20 protein-coding genes and 1 other RNA gene are annotated in these 16,416 nt (G+C 60.5%); 9 read left to right on the top strand and 12 right to left on the bottom strand.

Annotated features, from left to right (window positions below; genetic code table 11):
* Positions 1-30 precede the first annotated feature (30 nt).
* Together ssrA and O3299_RS26785 are read left to right on the top strand one after the other, a co-directional pair.
* Positions 31-391, top strand: a transfer-messenger RNA (tmRNA) gene (gene ssrA / locus O3299_RS26790).
* Between the two features lie 576 nt (positions 392-967).
* The gene (locus O3299_RS26785; protein ID WP_305063584.1) at positions 968-2,038 is read left to right on the top strand and encodes a ParA family protein; all 1,071 of its coding nucleotides are present in this window, start codon (positions 968-970) and stop codon (positions 2,036-2,038) included.
* Positions 2,039-2,418: 380 nt separating this feature from the next.
* Here O3299_RS26785 and O3299_RS26780 read toward each other — a convergent pair whose 3' ends face one another.
* Entirely contained in the window at positions 2,419-2,601 is a 183-nt protein-coding gene (locus tag O3299_RS26780) for a hypothetical protein (protein WP_305063583.1), read from the bottom strand.
* Positions 2,602-2,603: 2 nt separating this feature from the next.
* Here O3299_RS26780 and O3299_RS26775 point away from each other — a divergent pair, with 2 nt between their 5' ends.
* Positions 2,604-3,023: a hypothetical protein gene (locus O3299_RS26775; protein ID WP_099665155.1), complete on the top strand. Its 420-nt coding sequence runs from the start codon at positions 2,604-2,606 to the stop codon at positions 3,021-3,023.
* 13 nt (positions 3,024-3,036) lie between these two features.
* On the opposite strand, the gene O3299_RS26770 is transcribed toward O3299_RS26775, so the two are convergent.
* From O3299_RS26770 to O3299_RS26735, 8 genes are all read right to left on the bottom strand, one after another.
* Complete coding sequence (locus tag O3299_RS26770; protein ID WP_305063582.1) at positions 3,037-3,423, bottom strand: hypothetical protein; 387 nt, start codon at positions 3,421-3,423, stop codon at positions 3,037-3,039.
* A complete protein-coding gene (locus O3299_RS26765) occupies positions 3,417-3,785 on the bottom strand; it encodes a hypothetical protein (RefSeq protein WP_305063581.1) in 369 nt (122 codons plus the stop codon). The genes O3299_RS26770 and O3299_RS26765 overlap by 7 nt, the downstream gene beginning before the upstream one ends.
* 13 nt (positions 3,786-3,798) lie before the next feature.
* The gene (locus tag O3299_RS26760) at positions 3,799-4,260 is read right to left on the bottom strand and encodes a penicillin-insensitive murein endopeptidase (protein WP_289906220.1); all 462 of its coding nucleotides are present in this window, start codon (positions 4,258-4,260) and stop codon (positions 3,799-3,801) included.
* Positions 4,261-4,527: 267 nt separating this feature from the next.
* Entirely contained in the window at positions 4,528-4,725 is a 198-nt protein-coding gene (locus O3299_RS26755; protein ID WP_305063580.1) for a hypothetical protein, read from the bottom strand.
* A gap of 21 nt (positions 4,726-4,746) precedes the next feature.
* Complete coding sequence (locus O3299_RS26750) at positions 4,747-4,980, bottom strand: hypothetical protein (RefSeq protein ID WP_305063579.1); 234 nt, start codon at positions 4,978-4,980, stop codon at positions 4,747-4,749.
* Between the two features lie 13 nt (positions 4,981-4,993).
* Positions 4,994-5,830 carry a hypothetical protein gene (locus tag O3299_RS26745; RefSeq protein ID WP_305063578.1) on the bottom strand — a complete coding sequence of 279 codons (837 nt, stop codon included), beginning with the start codon at positions 5,828-5,830 and terminating at the stop codon, positions 4,994-4,996.
* Positions 5,831-5,935: 105 nt separating this feature from the next.
* Positions 5,936-7,537, bottom strand: coding sequence for a sensor domain-containing diguanylate cyclase (locus tag O3299_RS26740; RefSeq protein ID WP_305063577.1), 1,602 nt, complete (start codon positions 7,535-7,537; stop codon positions 5,936-5,938).
* Positions 7,538-7,734: 197 nt separating this feature from the next.
* Entirely contained in the window at positions 7,735-7,977 is a 243-nt protein-coding gene (locus tag O3299_RS26735) for a hypothetical protein (protein WP_099665161.1), read from the bottom strand.
* Between the two features lie 272 nt (positions 7,978-8,249).
* On the opposite strand from O3299_RS26735, the gene O3299_RS26730 reads away from it, so the two are divergent.
* The 3 genes from O3299_RS26730 to O3299_RS26720 all read left to right on the top strand — a co-directional run bounded on the left by O3299_RS26730 (position 8,250) and on the right by O3299_RS26720 (position 10,340).
* Positions 8,250-9,008, top strand: coding sequence for a hypothetical protein (locus O3299_RS26730; protein ID WP_305063576.1), 759 nt, complete (start codon positions 8,250-8,252; stop codon positions 9,006-9,008).
* A complete protein-coding gene (locus O3299_RS26725; RefSeq protein WP_305054418.1) occupies positions 9,005-9,247 on the top strand; it encodes a hypothetical protein in 243 nt (80 codons plus the stop codon). The genes O3299_RS26730 and O3299_RS26725 overlap by 4 nt, the downstream gene beginning before the upstream one ends.
* Positions 9,248-9,323: 76 nt before the next feature.
* Complete coding sequence (locus O3299_RS26720) at positions 9,324-10,340, top strand: SMP-30/gluconolactonase/LRE family protein (RefSeq protein WP_305063575.1); 1,017 nt, start codon at positions 9,324-9,326, stop codon at positions 10,338-10,340.
* On the opposite strand, the gene O3299_RS26715 is transcribed toward O3299_RS26720, so the two are convergent.
* The gene (locus O3299_RS26715; RefSeq protein WP_305063574.1) at positions 10,327-11,394 is read right to left on the bottom strand and encodes an SDR family oxidoreductase; all 1,068 of its coding nucleotides are present in this window, start codon (positions 11,392-11,394) and stop codon (positions 10,327-10,329) included. The two genes, O3299_RS26720 and O3299_RS26715, sit on opposite strands and share 14 nt — an antisense overlap.
* 97 nt (positions 11,395-11,491) lie before the next feature.
* Between O3299_RS26715 and O3299_RS26710 the strand changes: the two genes are divergently transcribed.
* From O3299_RS26710 to O3299_RS26700, 3 genes are all read left to right on the top strand, one after another.
* Entirely contained in the window at positions 11,492-12,406 is a 915-nt protein-coding gene (locus O3299_RS26710) for a LysR family transcriptional regulator (RefSeq protein ID WP_305063573.1), read from the top strand.
* Positions 12,407-12,493: 87 nt separating this feature from the next.
* Positions 12,494-13,528: a MerR family transcriptional regulator gene (locus O3299_RS26705; protein WP_305063572.1), complete on the top strand. Its 1,035-nt coding sequence runs from the start codon at positions 12,494-12,496 to the stop codon at positions 13,526-13,528.
* Between the two features lie 67 nt (positions 13,529-13,595).
* Positions 13,596-14,675, top strand: a complete 1,080-nt coding sequence (locus tag O3299_RS26700) for a hypothetical protein (RefSeq protein ID WP_305063571.1) — start codon at positions 13,596-13,598, stop codon at positions 14,673-14,675.
* Here the strand turns inward: O3299_RS26700 and O3299_RS26695 are convergent.
* Both O3299_RS26695 and O3299_RS26690 read right to left on the bottom strand, forming a co-directional pair.
* Positions 14,650-15,879 carry a D-amino acid dehydrogenase gene (locus tag O3299_RS26695; protein WP_305063570.1) on the bottom strand — a complete coding sequence of 410 codons (1,230 nt, stop codon included), beginning with the start codon at positions 15,877-15,879 and terminating at the stop codon, positions 14,650-14,652. The genes O3299_RS26700 and O3299_RS26695 overlap by 26 nt on opposite strands.
* Positions 15,876-16,328, bottom strand: a complete 453-nt coding sequence (locus O3299_RS26690; RefSeq protein ID WP_305063569.1) for a helix-turn-helix domain-containing protein — start codon at positions 16,326-16,328, stop codon at positions 15,876-15,878. Before O3299_RS26690 ends, O3299_RS26695 begins: the two co-directional genes overlap by 4 nt.
* Positions 16,329-16,416 lie beyond the last annotated feature (88 nt).

Genomic DNA, 16,416 nt, shown 5'->3' with positions numbered 1-16,416 from the left:
GGGCGGATTGCGCTACAATAAAGGTTCTGTGGGGACGACCTGGTTTCGACGTGGGTTGCAAAGCAGCGCAGGGCATACCGAGGGCGGGCTACCTCGTAAATACAACCTGAAAAAACTTAACTGCAAACGATAACTCGTACGCACTGGCAGCTTAATCGCTGTTAGCTCTAGAACACCTCGTCCCTGGGGTGGGCCGTCAAAAGCTCTAGAGTCATTTACAGGGACTCGTCGTATGCTGGGTTACTTAGCGTCCGACTAAATAATAGGTAACTCGCTTGCCCATAACGTGCACATCCGTGCTGGCTGAGTTAAATTAAATGATAGTGCTAAGTATGTAGAACTGTCTGTGGAGTGCTTGCGGACGCGGGTTCGATTCCCGCCGTCTCCACCACTGAATAAATAAAAGGGCTTCCCCGTTTTGACGGGGAGGCCCTTTTTATTTATTCAGCGCATGCAGAGCGCGGGCGTCGCATCCGCGTCCGGTACGGACGCGGGGGGTTTGCGGGGCCTTCGGCGAGCGCAGCTCGGCGCCGCAAAACCGGGTTGCGCTTGCAAGCGCAACCCCCTCCGATTCGTCTGGCTAGCTTTTGCGCCGCAGGCGGTTTTTCCTAACGACAACATCAACTGCTCAGGACGTGTACGAGTAGCCGACCTGCCCCTCACCCGTGATGCTATCGCCTGGCGAGCATCCGATGTGGGTGGCAAAACAGATGGGGCATGCGGACTGGACGATGATTGCTAGGGTGTATGGTAGATGGATGCCTGATGCGGACAAATTGGCGGGAGCGAAAGCAGAAGCGCTATTCGGATAATGTGTACTTCTGTAAGTTTGCAAAAAACTCTGCAACAGATAAAATTCATTAATATAAAATATATTCCACGAAAATTTGATACTATCAAACTTAATCTAAAAACATTAATAATTCACCTTAATGCTGTTCAGCTTTCACACGATTAGGAGATAAAATTGCAAACTATAGAACGATATGTGGTATGGAATAATAAAGGTGGTGTAGGAAAAAGTACGATTACATTTCACGCGGCTACGCGCTATGCCGAAGAACATCCCCATAAACAGGTCTTGGTAATTGATCTCTGTCCTCAAGCAAATTCAAGCATGATGCTTCTTGGAGGCGGCACAGCCGGTGAGCAGACTGTACTACAGCTATGCACCGAGGCAATACCTCGCACAGTGGTTGGATACATGAGCACTGTAATTTCTGGCGGGCCTGGCGCTCCGCTTCCTGATCCTTTCGACTATGCAGTACAAGTTGCGAGCGTCAATTCCAACATGCCCCAAAATTTAGGACTTCTTTGCGGCGACGGCAACCTTGAACCAATGGCACCGGCTGTCAGTGGTGCAGCGAACGCTCCCTCTTTGACGCCGCTCGTACAGCCTTGGAAATGGGTACACCTAATATTTAGAGATCTGGTCAGCGCGTTTGCAGCAAAGTTCCCCCAGCAAGACATCGTCGTCTTTATTGATACGAATCCAAGTTTCTCAATTTACACAGAACTCGCAATCTCCGCTGGAGACAAACTTATTGTCCCGGTCAATGCGGATGACTCATCGCGGGTGGCTACAAATGCATTGTTTATTTTATTGCATGGTCAGGTGCCTCCACATCCAATCTATGGCGCTTGGACATATGCTGCAAAAGCAGCAAGCTTCGGCATGATTGTGCCGCAAATTCATGTAATTGTAGGAAATAGATTAACTCAATACGATGGTGCTGCAGGTGCATTTAGCGCATTATCAGATGCTACAGCCGATACACTATTTCATGCATATAGGGCCAATCCTAGTTACTTTACGCCACGATACGTAATGGCACAGAACATAAACGAATTTAGAGGAATGTTCGCAGTCGCCCTACGTGATTTTAATACTGCTGGGGTTGTTGCAGCTCACTTGGGACGTCCAATATCCAAGTTACCTGGAGGCTACTACCCAGTTCATGGACATAGTATTCAGGTCAATAGTGATCGTGTCGCAGAGTGCCGCAAAGCGGTCGACGCGCTCATATCAATGCTCTAATTGACTATCTGGTTACTAGCAATGACTAACCTATGACAACATTTAGGGACAACGGCCCATTTTAACTGATAAGGTGATGGGTTCGATTCCCGCCGTCTCCACCACTGAATAAATAAAAAGGGCTTCCCCGTTTTGGCGGGGAGGCCCTTTCTATTTATTCCATGCATGCAGAGCGCGGGCGTCGAATCCGCGTCCGGTACGGGCGCGGGGGTTTTGCGGGGGACGAGCACTGCTCGTCCGATAGCCGCAAAACCGGGTTGCGCTTGCAAGCGCAACCCTCTCCGATTCGTCTGACTAGGTTTTGCGCCGCAGGCGGTTTTTCCTAGCGACAACATGAACTGCTCAGGCCGTGTACGAATGGCGGACCTGCCCCTCGCCCTTTAGCCGGTAAAATCATACGCAAAGGTGGCCTGGCAAGCCACGCCGGCGCGAGAAAAAATAGCAAGCAAGACTACAAACACGGCCAGCGAGCCATATTCAGCAAAGACAAAACCATCAAAGTAACCAAGCAGCAAGGCCACCTGATCGGGCACAATATCGAGGCCTTGGCAGAGAAACCCCAACCATGAAAATTGCTCGCCTCCTTTCCTCCAGTTTCCTCGTGCTAGCCGTAGCCCTCGTCGCCTATGGTCTTTTCGGCCTCTCCCGTTTTGCCTGGTACACCGGCGCATACTATGATGAGCGCATGATCTTGTTCGACCACGGCTTCTATCCTTTTGCGTGGGGTATCGCGCTGCTGCTGATGGGACAAATCGCCCGCTTGCACCATCGTCGACCGGCCATGCTTCTCGCCGCGGGTGCCGCACTGTTGCTCCTTGTCTGGAAACGAGCAACCGTGCCCGGTGCCATCACCAATCAGCAACTTTTCCCCGATCCAGCTTTACTGGAGGGAATGATTGTTACCGCTGTCGTGGTCTTCGTTTTGGCGCTGATAGACCGCCCCGTCGAACAAGCCATCCGCAAAGCTCTTGCTCGTACCCGGTGACCGGTCGCCCCCATTACTCCCCACACACCGCCCCACCCACCGCTCCCCCGATACTCAAGCCCGTCGACAAATCGAAACCAAAATCACAGCGATAGCCATCTTTCGGACGATGCCGGCACAGCAGCATGTCACGATTGCGAATGCGTATTTGCGGGTCGGGGCAGCCATCGCGCATATCCGGCCCGATGGCGTCAAACATGTCCTTTGCAGCGGCTCCCGTCAAACGAAACGCAACTTTGGTATCGCCCGCAACCGGTGCCACGGCATCGTCGAGATATGCGCCATAGATCGCGTACGCCCCTGAAACATCCTTTTGCACGAATTCCCATATGGCCCGGGCCTGGTGCGCCAACAGCAAGCACAGTAGCGCGACGAATAGCTGGCTGGCGCGCCTCAGCATACGGAGCCGCCGATACTGCGTCCGCTCAGAAGGTCAAAACCGAAGTCGCAATGATGGCCGTCACGGGGATGGTAGGAGCAACGCACTTCCGCCCGCTGGCGCAGGCGATATTCGCCATCCACACCGCACGCGTTACGCAAGTCCGGCCCCATCGCATCGAATAGCTGCTTTGCCGCCTTGCCATCGATCCAGAATGCAATGCGCTTGTCTTTACCGGTCGACGGTTGCGGATCGCTCAGGCCTCCGCTATAGATGGCATAGCGGCCTTTGAATGACTGGTAAGAAAATAACCATTTGGGAGCGGACTGAGCCATGGCCATAGCAACGACAAGGAGCGGAAAAACAGCGAGAAGGCGTTTCATGTCATCCGTCCCGCTATTTAATCGTGATGTGAAAATGGTCGTCGTGATGTATGAGTGGTCTTATCCGGGGGATAGTAGGGTCATTAAAATAAATAACTTGGACAAAGCTGAATTCAAAAAATATGCGGATTAGCTGCGCCGTTGCATCGCGATCATATTGCGTGTCAAACCTTGTCACCGCGCGCTCCATTTTATCTTTGCGAAACAATCGGACGTCGACGTCTTTTCCGCTTCGATGGCTCGCATGGTCATGGTAAACAACGCCATCAGCCAGGCTGATATTTCCAAAACCAATTTTCCGGCTATCGATACCTTGCCATTGATGCTCGACCAAAAATAGTAGCGAAAGTAACTTGGGATGGGCATATTGTCCGGCACCATTGGGCGGTGTGCCATAGGTGTAATATCCCGCGCCTTCCGGTCTTTGCGGAAGATTAAAGTAGCCGCGTGCATCCCTTGGCTGCAATTCCAGCATGCGTGCTCCTGAATGTAACATCCCAGCGCTCAGTTCAAACCATGGCAACAAACAGTGCTCGCTGCACATCTTGATGCAGATGTTACGCACCGACGTCCCTGGCAGGAGTCCTCGCGCCACGCAAAGAAATCTGCACGCTCGACAATTTTTGCCGTTATACATCTTCTGAGCATTGCGAAGGATCAAATCCCTGTACGTTAATGGCGTTATCGCTAATTACAGCCACGACATTGAACCAGCGCAAGATCGCGCAGTGCCACGTTGAGACTAAAGAACCTCCGCCAGCAAATACCCCATCGCCCTCCGGTACTTCTCCACCCGCTCCAAATCCTTCTGCGTCGGTATATCTATCCTCGACAAATCGCTGTTCTCAGCCAAATCAGCCAGCTTGACGGCCTTGCCGACCGGATTCAACGCCGCGCGGGCGATGAAATCGTCGTACGACTCGCCCTCGATCCTGGTCACGGCGCGCACACCGTCGATGATTTACCGGGAAAATCCTTCGCGCGCCAGGTCGTCGAAGGTGATTTTTCCATCGCTGTCTTCCACTACATCATGCAGTACGGCGACAATTTGCTGGGCGCCAGGGGCGACGCGCAGCATGACGCGCAAGGGGTGGAGTATGTATGGCGCGCCGCCCTTGTCCGTCTGGCCGGCATGGGTGGCGGCGGCGATTTCAATCGCGCGTTCCAGGGTGCCGCGTCTTGCGTGTTCACTCATGTTTACTCCTAGTTCACTCCACGTTGCTTGCTGACCCCGTTATGCGCCAGCCGCGGCGCTGCAAATGGCAAACGCTGCTGCACAGCAAGGCTGGCACCAGTAAATTGAGCACCGGTATCAGCATCAGCAAGCACAGCAGCAGACCCAGGGCAGCAATCGCCGGGCGCTGCGCGCGGCGCAACGCCGCTTGCTGTTCTGCGCCGAGCACGTCTTCGGCCGCCGCGCCGTAGATCATCCGGACATTCCAGGCCAGCAGGTACGAGACCAGCACGCCCATGGCCCACACGGGAATCAGCAGGGAAAGCAGCAGCAACAGGCGCCGCCAGACGGGGCGCGGGGCGGGCAGCTCCAGGCCGGCCGGCGCTTGCCACGGGGCATAGCGGCGTGCCGCCACAGCCTTGGCCCGTTCCAGCAACAACCAGCGCAACGGCAAACGCGCCGTGCCGATGGCGCCGACGATAAAGACCATGACATAGAACAAGGTGGCCAGCGCCAGCAAGGCCAGGGCGATCTGGCCGACCGACAGCAGGGCCTTGGCGGCGCTGCCCAGGCCGCCGGCGATATTGCCCATCTGCGAGAGCGTGGCAGGCCCGTTGGCCAGTGTCCCGACGCCATCCATCACGCCCAGGCCCAGCAAGCCGGTAACCGACACCAGCGCCAGCATGGCGCTCAGCTCGACAAAAAAACGGCCGAAGCAGCCATACAGTCCCAGCCATAGCGCCACGACCGCCATGCACCACAGCGCGGAGCGCCACCACAGCCCCGCATGACGCGCATCGCGCACTCCCAGGCCGATGCACGTGAAGGCTTCCCGCCAGGCCAGCAGCCAGGTTTGCAATGTTTGTGTCACGCTCAGGCGTACTCCGCAGTGAAGGGGCGGATACGTCGATCCGGATGTTGCCGATTGTACATGGACAAGGCTTGCGCACGCGCCCTCCTCCGCCGTCAGCAATCGCTATCGAAACGCAAAAGCAGTCGCGTCCTGCTCGGCCGGTTCGCAAGGCGAGGCATAACAGACTTGATTTCTGCCGGATGCCTTGGCCTTGTACAGTGCCGTATCAGCGAGTTCAACCAGTTCGACTGCCTGGTTTTCCAGGTGCGTCGGCATGAAAGCCGCCACGCCGACGCTGACCGTCACCACGCCCAGGGGATTGCCCCGATGTTCGACGCCCAGCGATTGCGCTGCCTGGCGAACACCTTCCGCCACCGCCAGGGCGCCCGGCAAATCCGTTCCAGGCAATAAAATGACCATTTCCTCGCCACCATAGCGTGCCGCCAGGTCGCCCGGCCTGCGCATGCTGTAGCCGACCACTTTGCCGATTTTTCTCAGGCACTCGTCGCCGGCCACATGGCCATAGATATCGTTGTATTGCTTGAAGAAGTCGACATCGATCAACACCAGCGCAAGCGAGCCGTCTTCACGCTGCGCACGGCTGAACTCGGCAAGCAGCGACTGGTCGAAGTGGCGCCGGTTCGCCAGCCCCGTCAAGCCATCCTGGTTGGCAAGGCGGGCCAGGGTTTCATTGATCAATTCCAGCTCATTGCGCGCCTCGAGCAATCCAGCCTCGCTCTTGACCCGCAAATCGATTTGCCGCACCACGCGGTATCCGATGAAGGCAATCAGCAGCACCAGCACGCCACCCACCGCGTTCTGTAAAATCGTGTCGAGACGCCACGAAGCGAGGACTTCATCCTGTGACAGTGCGGCAGAGACCACCAACGGATATTCCTCGACCCTTCGATAGCTATTGATACGCGTCACGCCATCGACGCCCGACTTGATCACGGCCGTGCCAACGGGACTTTTGGGCAAATAATCGTGGAACACGGGGAATTGCGAAATATCGCGCCCCAACAGGCTTTCATCGAAAGGCCTCCGCAATAAAAGAATGCCTTTTCCATTCGCAATGAAAATGGCGCCTTTTTCCCCTATCGAAAAACGTTCATAAAACAGCCTGAAATAATTCATGTCGATGGTCGCCAGCGCCACGCCGCCGAAACTTCCGTCGGGCATATTGATTCGCCGCGATACCGTGACTATCCATTGCCCCGTTGATTTGCTGCGCACGGGAGGTCCGACATAGGGCCCCCGGTCCTCATGCGTTCGATGGTAGTTGAAATAATCCCGATCAGAATTATTCAGATTGCTCAACAGCGTTTTCTGCGAATTCACGAGCCAGCTACCATCCCTCGCATAGATGAAGATGCCGTGCAACTGGCGCAGCTCGGCGACACGGGCGACCAGCAATTTGTGCACACGGGCCAATTCGCTATCGGAAACACCGTCTGTTTCCACCCGCTCCACCAGTCCGACCAGCACCGTATCGGCTTCCTTGATGGTGTCATAGGCATGCTGCGCAACAGATTGCGCCAGATTGGCGCTTTCGCGGGCCGCCTCACTCAGCTGTACTTCCCGTGCGCGCAAGGTCATCCAGAACTGGATCGCCAGGAGCGACAGGCACACCAGCACGACAAATGAGATGGCCAGCGGCAGTAAGGAAAAACCACGGAAACCTGCTCCCAACAAGCGTGGCGGCAAGCTGCGTGACCTGATCATGGCGACACTCCCGGATTGACATGCCGCAAAGTGTGCACCAAATAGGCAGCAACATACTCACACATCGTCACAAACAAGATACAAAAAAATTACCACTGCACTTGCCAGGGAGCATGGATGAAGAATCACTTTGCCTGCTGCGCCATGGTGCTCGCTCTTTTCTCAACGACACGCGCGGCTGACAGGCAGCGCCCGCCCTACCGCCGGCTCAACGGCACGTATTCCCCCGGCAAGCTGGCCACCTCCAGCGCATCGGCAAACGCCAGCAGGAACTTCGCCGGGCCATGGTCCGACACCAGCAGGGAGGCACCCTTGTGGCGCAGCAGTTTCAGCACTTCCTGCTGGTGCGCCTGATATTCGCTGGAGTGCCCGTAAAACGTTTGATACATCTCAAGGGTTTCCATGGCCTTGGCGGCCAGGATGAATTCGGGTTTGTCCATGATGTCTCCTCGTTGTCAGTACTGCCAAAACCACGAAAAAAACCTGCAAGACGTGCGGCCCATGCCGGTCGCACTGCATTGCGGCAACCACATCCGTATTTCCATCATACGCCTCAACCCGGCCATTGCGCCGTCCTGTCGCGCATCTTTTTCCATTCCACCCGTCCTGCTACGTTACCGTGCATCCAGACCTGCGCCATTCCTCGCGTGCGCGCTAGCCGCACGCTCCCGCACATGGCATCATGCGCGTTACCCATTCACTCTGGCGACACATGGACCAATATCACTTCCTGGTAGGCGAATTCAAGAAAAATACCCCCTTCATTGCCGCCGCGGCCAGCGCGCAGCTGTTCGCCTGGTTCGCGCACATCGGCGAACCCGTCGAGCGCTACGGCAACAAGCGCGGCAAGATCGTCAAGTTCTCACAGCGAAATTACGAGAAGATGCTGTTCGCGCCAGAGACCGACGGCATCGGACTGCTTTCGCCGCGTCTCGTGCCGCCCGACGAAGCTGACGAGGCCGTCAACTGCGACGCGCAGGCCATGTATTCATCGGGCTCGGAGCTGGTTCTGTCCATACGCGCCAGCAAGCTTGCGCTGATGCCGTTGTTCGACGGTGCCCGGGCCATACCCGGCCTGTTTGCGCATTGCGAATATGTGTACTGCTACGCTGAAACGCAGGGCTATGGCACCGGCTACGCACTCGGCTACCGGCAGATCGATGAAGCCCATCCGATGACCTTTGGCACTCCTTGCCCCGCAAATAACTGGGCTGCCATCAAGCGGCGCGGGCTGCTAGATTCGCACCTGCGCGATGTATATCCGATCAATGGTTTCACGCAAGCCAGACTGGATGCGCTGCCGCCCGAGCGCCGGCAAGCGCTGCGCGACGCGATGCAGGCGTATGGCCGCTGCGAAGAGCATGCCGGCTTGACTTTCTGGTACCTGCCGCCCGAGGAACTGGACGCCGCCCGCACCGCGCTGAACGCACACGCCATGCTGGGCGCCTATATCAGCCACCGACACCCATGAGCACACATTTATCGCTGCACTGCTATCTGCAGGACGCCGCCGCCGAGCGCCCCCTGCCCTGCTCCGACGTGACCATCCAGGCCGACCCGGCCACCCTGCGTGCCATCGCCCATTTTCTGCTGGCCAGCGCCGACACCTTTGATCAGGCGCAAGACCGGGCCGGCATGCACGCCCATCTGCAAGACGAATGGGACGGCTGGCAGGACGACTTCCCCGACCTCGTCGTGGTGGCGGCCTAGGTGGCAGCCTAGCCCGGCGCCTGCGTCGGCGCGCGTCGGGTAACATACGCCACCTTTGCCATACAGAGAACACCCGATGCCCCATTCCCGATACGCCCTGCCGTCGCTGCGCACGGCCGTGCTGGCCGCCGCGCTGGCCAACCTGTCCGCCTGCGCCAGCCCGCCTGCGCACGAAACGCTGTTCCTCGCCACCACCCTCACGCCCGCGCACTCCTTCACCAAGGGCATCGAAGGCCCGGCCGTGGATGCGGATGGCAATATCTATGCCGTCAACTTTGCGCGCCAGCAAACCATCGGCAAGGTCAGCCCGGGCGGCATGGGCGAGGTGTACCTGACCCTGCCTGGCACCAGCATCGCCAACGGCATCCGCTTCGGCAGCCGTGGGCAGATGTATTTGGCCGACTACATGGAACACACGATTTACCTGGTCGACCCGGCCACGCGCGCGCTCGCCATCCACGCGCGCGAACCGCGCATGACGCAGCCGAACGACATCGCCATCACGGCCGACGACGTGCTGTATGCGAGCGACCCGAACTGGAAGGAAAACACGGGCCGCGTGTGGCGCATCGCGCAGGACGGCACGGTGACCCTGGCGCTCGACACCATGGGCACGGCCAACGGCATCGAGGTCAGCCCCGACGGCAAGATCTTGTATGTGAATGAAAGCGTGCAGCGCAATATCTGGATGTATGACATCGCCGCGGACGGCAGCCTGAGCGGCAAGCGATTGCTGATCAAGTTCGACGATTTCGGCATGGACGGCATGCGCGTGGACGTCGACGGCAACCTGTACGTGACGCGCTACGGCAAGGGCAGCGTGGTCAAATTGTCGCCGCAGGGCCGCATCTTGCGCGAGATCAGCGTGCCCGGCGCCAAGCCGAGTAACATCACCTTCGGCGGCCCCGATGGCCGCACGGCGTACGTGACGGAAGTGGTGCAGGGACGGCTGCTGCAATTTCGCGTCGACCGCCCGGGCCTGGAATGGCAGCGGGCGCAGCAGCATAAGGCAAATGCGGCAAATGCGGCAAATGCGGCGGCAGCGGCGGCAGCCACGCCACCGGCTGCCGCGGAGTCCGTCAGCGCGGAATGACGCGCTCCGCCTTCAACTTCTCGAACAGCTGGAAGAAGGCGTCTTGCGTATCCTGGTAATCGGGGAAGCCGGCCTTGCGGCTCTTGCCCATGTCCGTCATCACTTCCATCGGCCGGCCCAGGTCGGCATCCGTATGCCACCAGGAAGCGAGGCGGCCGACATCCAGCTCGGCCAGATCATGCTGCTGCGCGATGGCGCGCCACTGGGCGGGGGCATCCTGCATGCGCCCGGCCAGCGGCGCCATCACCTGGGGCAAACCGGCCGCCGCGACGCCGAAATAGGCGGCCAGGCGCGGCCACAGCCACTTCCAGCGGAAGACGTCGCCATTGACGATATTGAAGTCTTCGTTGCGCGCGGCGGGGCTGTCGGCCGCCCACGCCAGGTGGCGCGCGATCTGGCCCGCGTCCGTCATGTCGGACAAGCCGTGCCATTGCGCGGGCGAACCGGGAAACACGAAGGGCTGGCCGCCGGCCTTGCACAAATTCGCATACACGGCCAGGGTCAGGCCCATGTTCATGGCATTGCCCAGCGCGTAGCCGATGATGGTGTGCGGGCGGTGCACGCTCCACGTAAATCCGTACTGCGCGGCCGCTTCAAACAGCCGGTCTTCCTGAGCATAGTAGAAATTCTCGACCGCCTGCCGGCCCTGCTCTTCGCGAAATGGCGTGACGGGCACGCTGCCCTTGCCATACGCGTCGAACGGTCCCAGATAATGCTTGAGGCCAGTGACCAGCGCCGCATGGCGCAAGTGGCCGGCCGGTCCCAGCGCGGCCAGCACATTGGCCACCATGGCGCCATTGACGCGGATGTTTTCCTGCTCGTTTGCCTGGCGTGCCCAGGCCGTGAAAAAGACGTGGCTGGCGTCCAGGCCCGCCAGGGCGGCGCTGACGGCCGCGCCATCCGTGGCATCCAATTGCAGGGAAGTGCAGCCTGCCGGCACGGGCGTGCGGCCGCGCGAGACGCCCGTCACCTGCCAGCCCTGCGCCAGCAAGTGCGTGGCCAGGTTGCTGCCGATGATGCCGCTGGCGCCGATGATGAGAGCGTGTTTTTGCATGAGAGAAAGCCTCCGAAAGAAAAAAACATCATATCCGCGACATCAATTCTTATCCACGATACTATTTCACCCTATTCATGAATAAAATTCGCGGATCATGTTTTCATCGGAACATCTCAAGGGCCTCACGCCATTTCTCGCCACGGCCGACGCGGGCAGTTTTACCAGGGCGGCCGAGCGCCTGCACCTGAGCAGCTCGGCCGTCAGCAAGAGCGTGGCGCGGCTGGAAGAACGGCTGGGCGTGCTGCTGTTCGAGCGCAGCACGCGCCGGCTGAAACTGAGCGACGCGGGCCGCGCCTACTACGCCACCTGCAAGCGCGTGCTGCAGGAACTGATGGATGCGGAAGACGTGCTGGCCGAACACGCGACGGAGCTGGCGGGCCAGGTGCGCATCGGCGTGCCCGCCTCGTACGGGCGCCTGCGCGTGATGCCGGCGCTGCTGGAACTGTGCGCGCAGTATCCGCGCTTGCAGCCGTCGATCGCCTTCAGCGACCGCTTCGTCGACCTGTTCGAGGAGCGCATCGACATCGCCGTGCGCATCGGCGCCCCCTCGCACTGGCCGGCCGCGCTGGGCCAGATGCACCTGGGCGACGAACAACTGATCCTGTGCGCCGCGCCCAGCTACCTGGTGCGGCGCGGCACGCCCGCGTCCATCGCGGATCTGGATGGCCACAACTGCATCGCCTACGGGCGCGGCGACGGTTCGCCCATGCCGTGGGTCTTTCCTGACGTCGCCACGGGCGGGCAGGTCGAGCACCGCCTGGCATCTCCCCGCATGACGGTGGGCGACGCGGAAGCGCGCACGGCCGCCGTACTGGCCGGCCTGGGCGTGGCGCAGCTGGCCACGTGGCTGGTGCACGAGCACCTGGCCACGGGCGCCATCGTGGCGGTGCTGCCGGCACTGGCCACGCAAGGCTTGCCCCTGTACCTGGCGTGGCCGCTGGCGCGCCAGCTGACGCCGAAAACAGGCACCCTGCTGCAGGAACTGCGGCAGCGGCTGACGATCAGTTGATTCAGTTAATTCAGTTGAAAATTCCGCTTGACCCTGACGTTACGTCAGGTGCGATTCTGCTTGCACGCACCCGGAAAGGAGTACCCCATGCTGTTGAAAATCGGTGAACTGGCCAAGATGACAGGCTTGAGCATCCGCACCCTGCACCACTACGACAGCATCGGTCTGCTCTCGCCCTCGGCGCGCACGCAAGCCGGCTACCGCCTGTACCAGCACAGCGACATGGACCGGCTGCACCGGATCATGGCGCTGCGCAAGTTCGGGTTGTCGCTGGCCGATATCGCCAACGCCCTCGCCGGCCCGGCCCTGCCCTTGCATTCCATCGTGGCGCAGCAGATCGCCATGCTGGAACGCCAGATCGCGCAAGCTTCCACCTTGCGCGAACGCCTGCGCAGCCTGCAGGCGCAACTGGCGCAGGGGCAGGCGCCGGAACTGGCCGAGTGGCTTACCACTATGGAGTTAATGACCATGTACGATAAATACTTTAGTCCCGAAGAACTGCAACAGCTGCCGCTGCTGACAGATAGCGCCGTGGAACAGGAATGGAAAGCACTGGTAGCGAGGGTGCGCGCCGTCAAGGAGGCGGGCGCCGGCCCCGGCGATGCGCAAGCACAAGCGCTGGCCACGGAATGGATGGTCAAGCTGGTGCGCGACACGGGCGCCCACCCGGGCCTGTTCGCGCGCCTGAACAGCATGCACGAACAGGAACCATCGATGCAAGCGACGACCAGCGTCGATGCGGACGTGATGCAATTCATCATCGCCGCCTTCAATGCCTCGCGCATTGCGCTGTATCGACCTTTCCTCGATAAGCAGGAATATGCGTATCTACTCGCCAACTACGGCAGGCGTTCGGGCGAGTGGCCGGCCCTGATCGCCGCCGTGCGCGCCGCCATGGATGCGCGCACGCCGCCCACCGACCCGGCCGTGCTGCAGCTGGCGCGGCAGTGGCTGGAACTGTTCCGCTCGTATGCGGGCACGAACCCGGCCACGCAGCTGAAATTCCGCCAGGCGCACCAGCAGGAACCGCGTCTGATGGAAGGCAGCTTCGTCGACGGGGCCATGCTGCAATACCTGGGCGCGGCGATGGCCGTGGTGGCGCAGGAGCGTCCCGCCAAATAAGTTGACGTGTGGCATCTCGTGGGCGGGGCCATGTAGAATCGGCCTTCGCCCACGAGAGGAACAACCGATGCGCCGCTTTCTGTTTGCTTGCCTGACCCTGCCCGCCCTGCATGCCGCCATGGCGGCCGAGCCGCCCGTGCAAGGGGTGTGGCAGGGCACCGTGGGCAAGGCCAATATCGTGGCTTGCTTCAACCAGCCCAGCCCCACGCAAGGGTCTGACCGCAGCGGCAACTATTACTACACGCGCTACAAGACGCCGATCATGCTGGCCAAGCCGAACGGCAAGACGCTGTGGCAGGAACTCGACGCCAAGGGCGACACGACGGGCACCTGGTCCTTGAATGCGCCGCAAGATGGCAAAGTCACCGGCACCTGGGCGGACCCGAAAAGCGGCAAGACCCTGCCCCTGGCCCTGACCCTGCTGGAAGCGGCGGGCGACCGCGAGCACCCATCCTGCGCCAGCGATGCCTACAACCTGGCGCTGGAAGATTTTCCCAATACCAAGACGAGCAAGCCGATCGCCTTCGAAGGCAGGCAATACCGCAACCTGCAAGTGGGCGACACCATCACCGTGGAATTGATCGCGCCCGGCGATGGCGTGACAAAAATCAATGCGCAGTTGCGCGCCGTGCTGGCAAAAAATAAAAAAGACCTGGCCGACTTCTATGCCACGCGGCGCGAATACCTGGGCCGCAACGGGTTCACGACGGAAGACGAAGTGTATGCGGAGCCGACCTACTGGTCGCCGCGCTGGGTGACGGTCAAGTTCTACCGCTGGGCGGCAGGCTATGGCGCCAGCGGCATCTCCATCAAATTCCGTACCTGGGACGTCAAAACGGGCCAGGAAACGGACGTGTGGAACTGGTTTGGCGCCAGCGCCAGCGATGGCGACGACAAGGCCGAATTGCCGGACCGCTTGCGCCAGGCCCTGTTCAAGGACGTGAAAATCGATGCCGAATGCAAGGGCACGGATTACGACGGCCGCGGCCGCTTCCACCTGTCCCTGAAGCCGGAAGGCGTGTCCTTCTGGGAAGACTCGAACGGCAGCGGCTGCGAAAACGACTTTTTACTGCCCTACAGCAAGGTCGGCCCCTTCCTCACCGTCAAGGGCCGCGCCGCGCTCAGCGATTTGCTGCCGAAGAACTAAGCAGCACCTCTGCCACCATCTCCGCCGTGGCGGCCGCCAGGGTCCAGCCCAGGTGGCCGTGGCCCGTGTTGTAATACACGCCCGGCGCCTTGCCCGGCCCCACTTTCGGCAGCATGTCGGGCAGCATGGGGCGCAAGCCCGCCCACGGGATCACCTTGCGCGTATTGACGCCGGGAAAACACTGCTCCACCCAGCGCACCAGCGGGCGGATGCGGTCGGCGCGGATGTCGTCATTGAAGCCATTGAACTCCGCCGTGCCCGCCACTCTGAGCCGGTCTTCGCCCAGGCGGCTGCTGACCAGCTTGGTCGCGTCGTCGAGCAGGCTGACCTTCGGCGCCGCCGCGCGGCTGGCTGCGTCGTCGAGCTGCACCGTAATCGAATAGCCTTTCACGGGATACACATTCACGTGGTCGCCCAGCATTGACGCCATGGCGCGGCTGGCCGTGCCCGCGCAGATGACGACGGCGTCGAACAGGGTGCTGTCCTCGCCCGCGCCGTCTCCCACGCCAATGCGCACCTTGCCGTGTTCGCGCGCCAGCGCGGTGACCTGCGCGCCGTAGCGGCACGCCACGCCCAGGCGCAGGCAGGCGTCTGCCAGGCCGCTGGTGAATTTGTGGATGTCGCCCGTGGAATCGCTGTCCGTGTAGTAGCCGCCGTAAAAGTCGCCCTGCAAGGCCGGCTCGATGGCGCGCATTTCCTGCCGCGTGACGGCGCGCCGCTCCAGTCCGCCCTGCGCCAGCAGGCGCGACACGCCGGCCGCCCGCTCGAAGCCGCGCTGGTCCCGGTAGACGTGCAGGATGCCGGCGCGGCGATGATCGAAATCAATATGCTCTTCTTGCGCCCAGGCAAACAAGTGTGCGCGCGCGGCGATCGCCAGGCGCGCCGTGGCGATGGTGTTGCGCTCGTAGGCGGGCATGGCGGCAAGGAATTGCGCAAACCAGCTCAGCTTGTGCCAGCTGGGCCATGGATGCAGCAGCAGGGGCGCATCGCGCCGCGCCATCCATTTCAGGGCGTTCAAAATCGTTGCCTTGTGGTTCCACACTTCCGCATGCGAGGCCGACAATTGCCCGCCGTTCGCATACGACGTTTCCATGGCGGCATAACGGTGGCGCTCGATCAGAGTCACGTCCACGCCCCGTTTCGCCAGCGCGTAAGCGGTGGTGACGCCCGTGATGCCGGCGCCCAGCACGGCCACCCGCGTCATGGTGGCGACACCTTGTGCACGACGGTATCGCCCGCCTGCAGTACGCGGCCATCCTCGGCCAGCACGTCCATCCTGCGCACGGGCAAGCTTGAGGCGCGCTGCAGCAAGGTCGAATGCGCCTCGCCCGCCGCGAACAATTGCGCCTCGCTCCACTGGCGCAAGCCGACGACGACGGGAAACAGCGCCAGCCCCTTGGGCGTCAGCACGTATTCCTGGTAGGCCGTGCCGTCCGAAGCGGGGGCGACCGTAAAGATGCCCTCTTCCACCAGGGTGTGCAGGCGGTCGGCCAGGATGTTCTTCGCCACGCCCAGGCTTTTCTGGAACTCCCCGAACCGGCGCATGCCGTCGAAGGCGTCGCGCACGATCAGGAGCGACCAGCGCTCGCCGATCGCATCGAGCGCGCGCGCCACGGGACAGGGGTCGGTTTTCAGGCTCTTGCGCTTGGCCACGGGCATTCTCCAGGATTGAGTGGTTGCATTTTAAAACTTCCCGGCGTAGACTCCAACTGGTTTTAATTTGAAACCACTTACATACAGA

The sequence above is a fragment of the Janthinobacterium sp. SUN176 genome (assembly GCF_030587335.1).
GTDB classification, from domain to species: Bacteria; Pseudomonadota; Gammaproteobacteria; order Burkholderiales; family Burkholderiaceae_D; genus Janthinobacterium; species Janthinobacterium kumbetense.
Note: the sequence above shows the minus strand (reverse complement) of the source record. Positions and strands in the feature narration are given on the sequence as shown.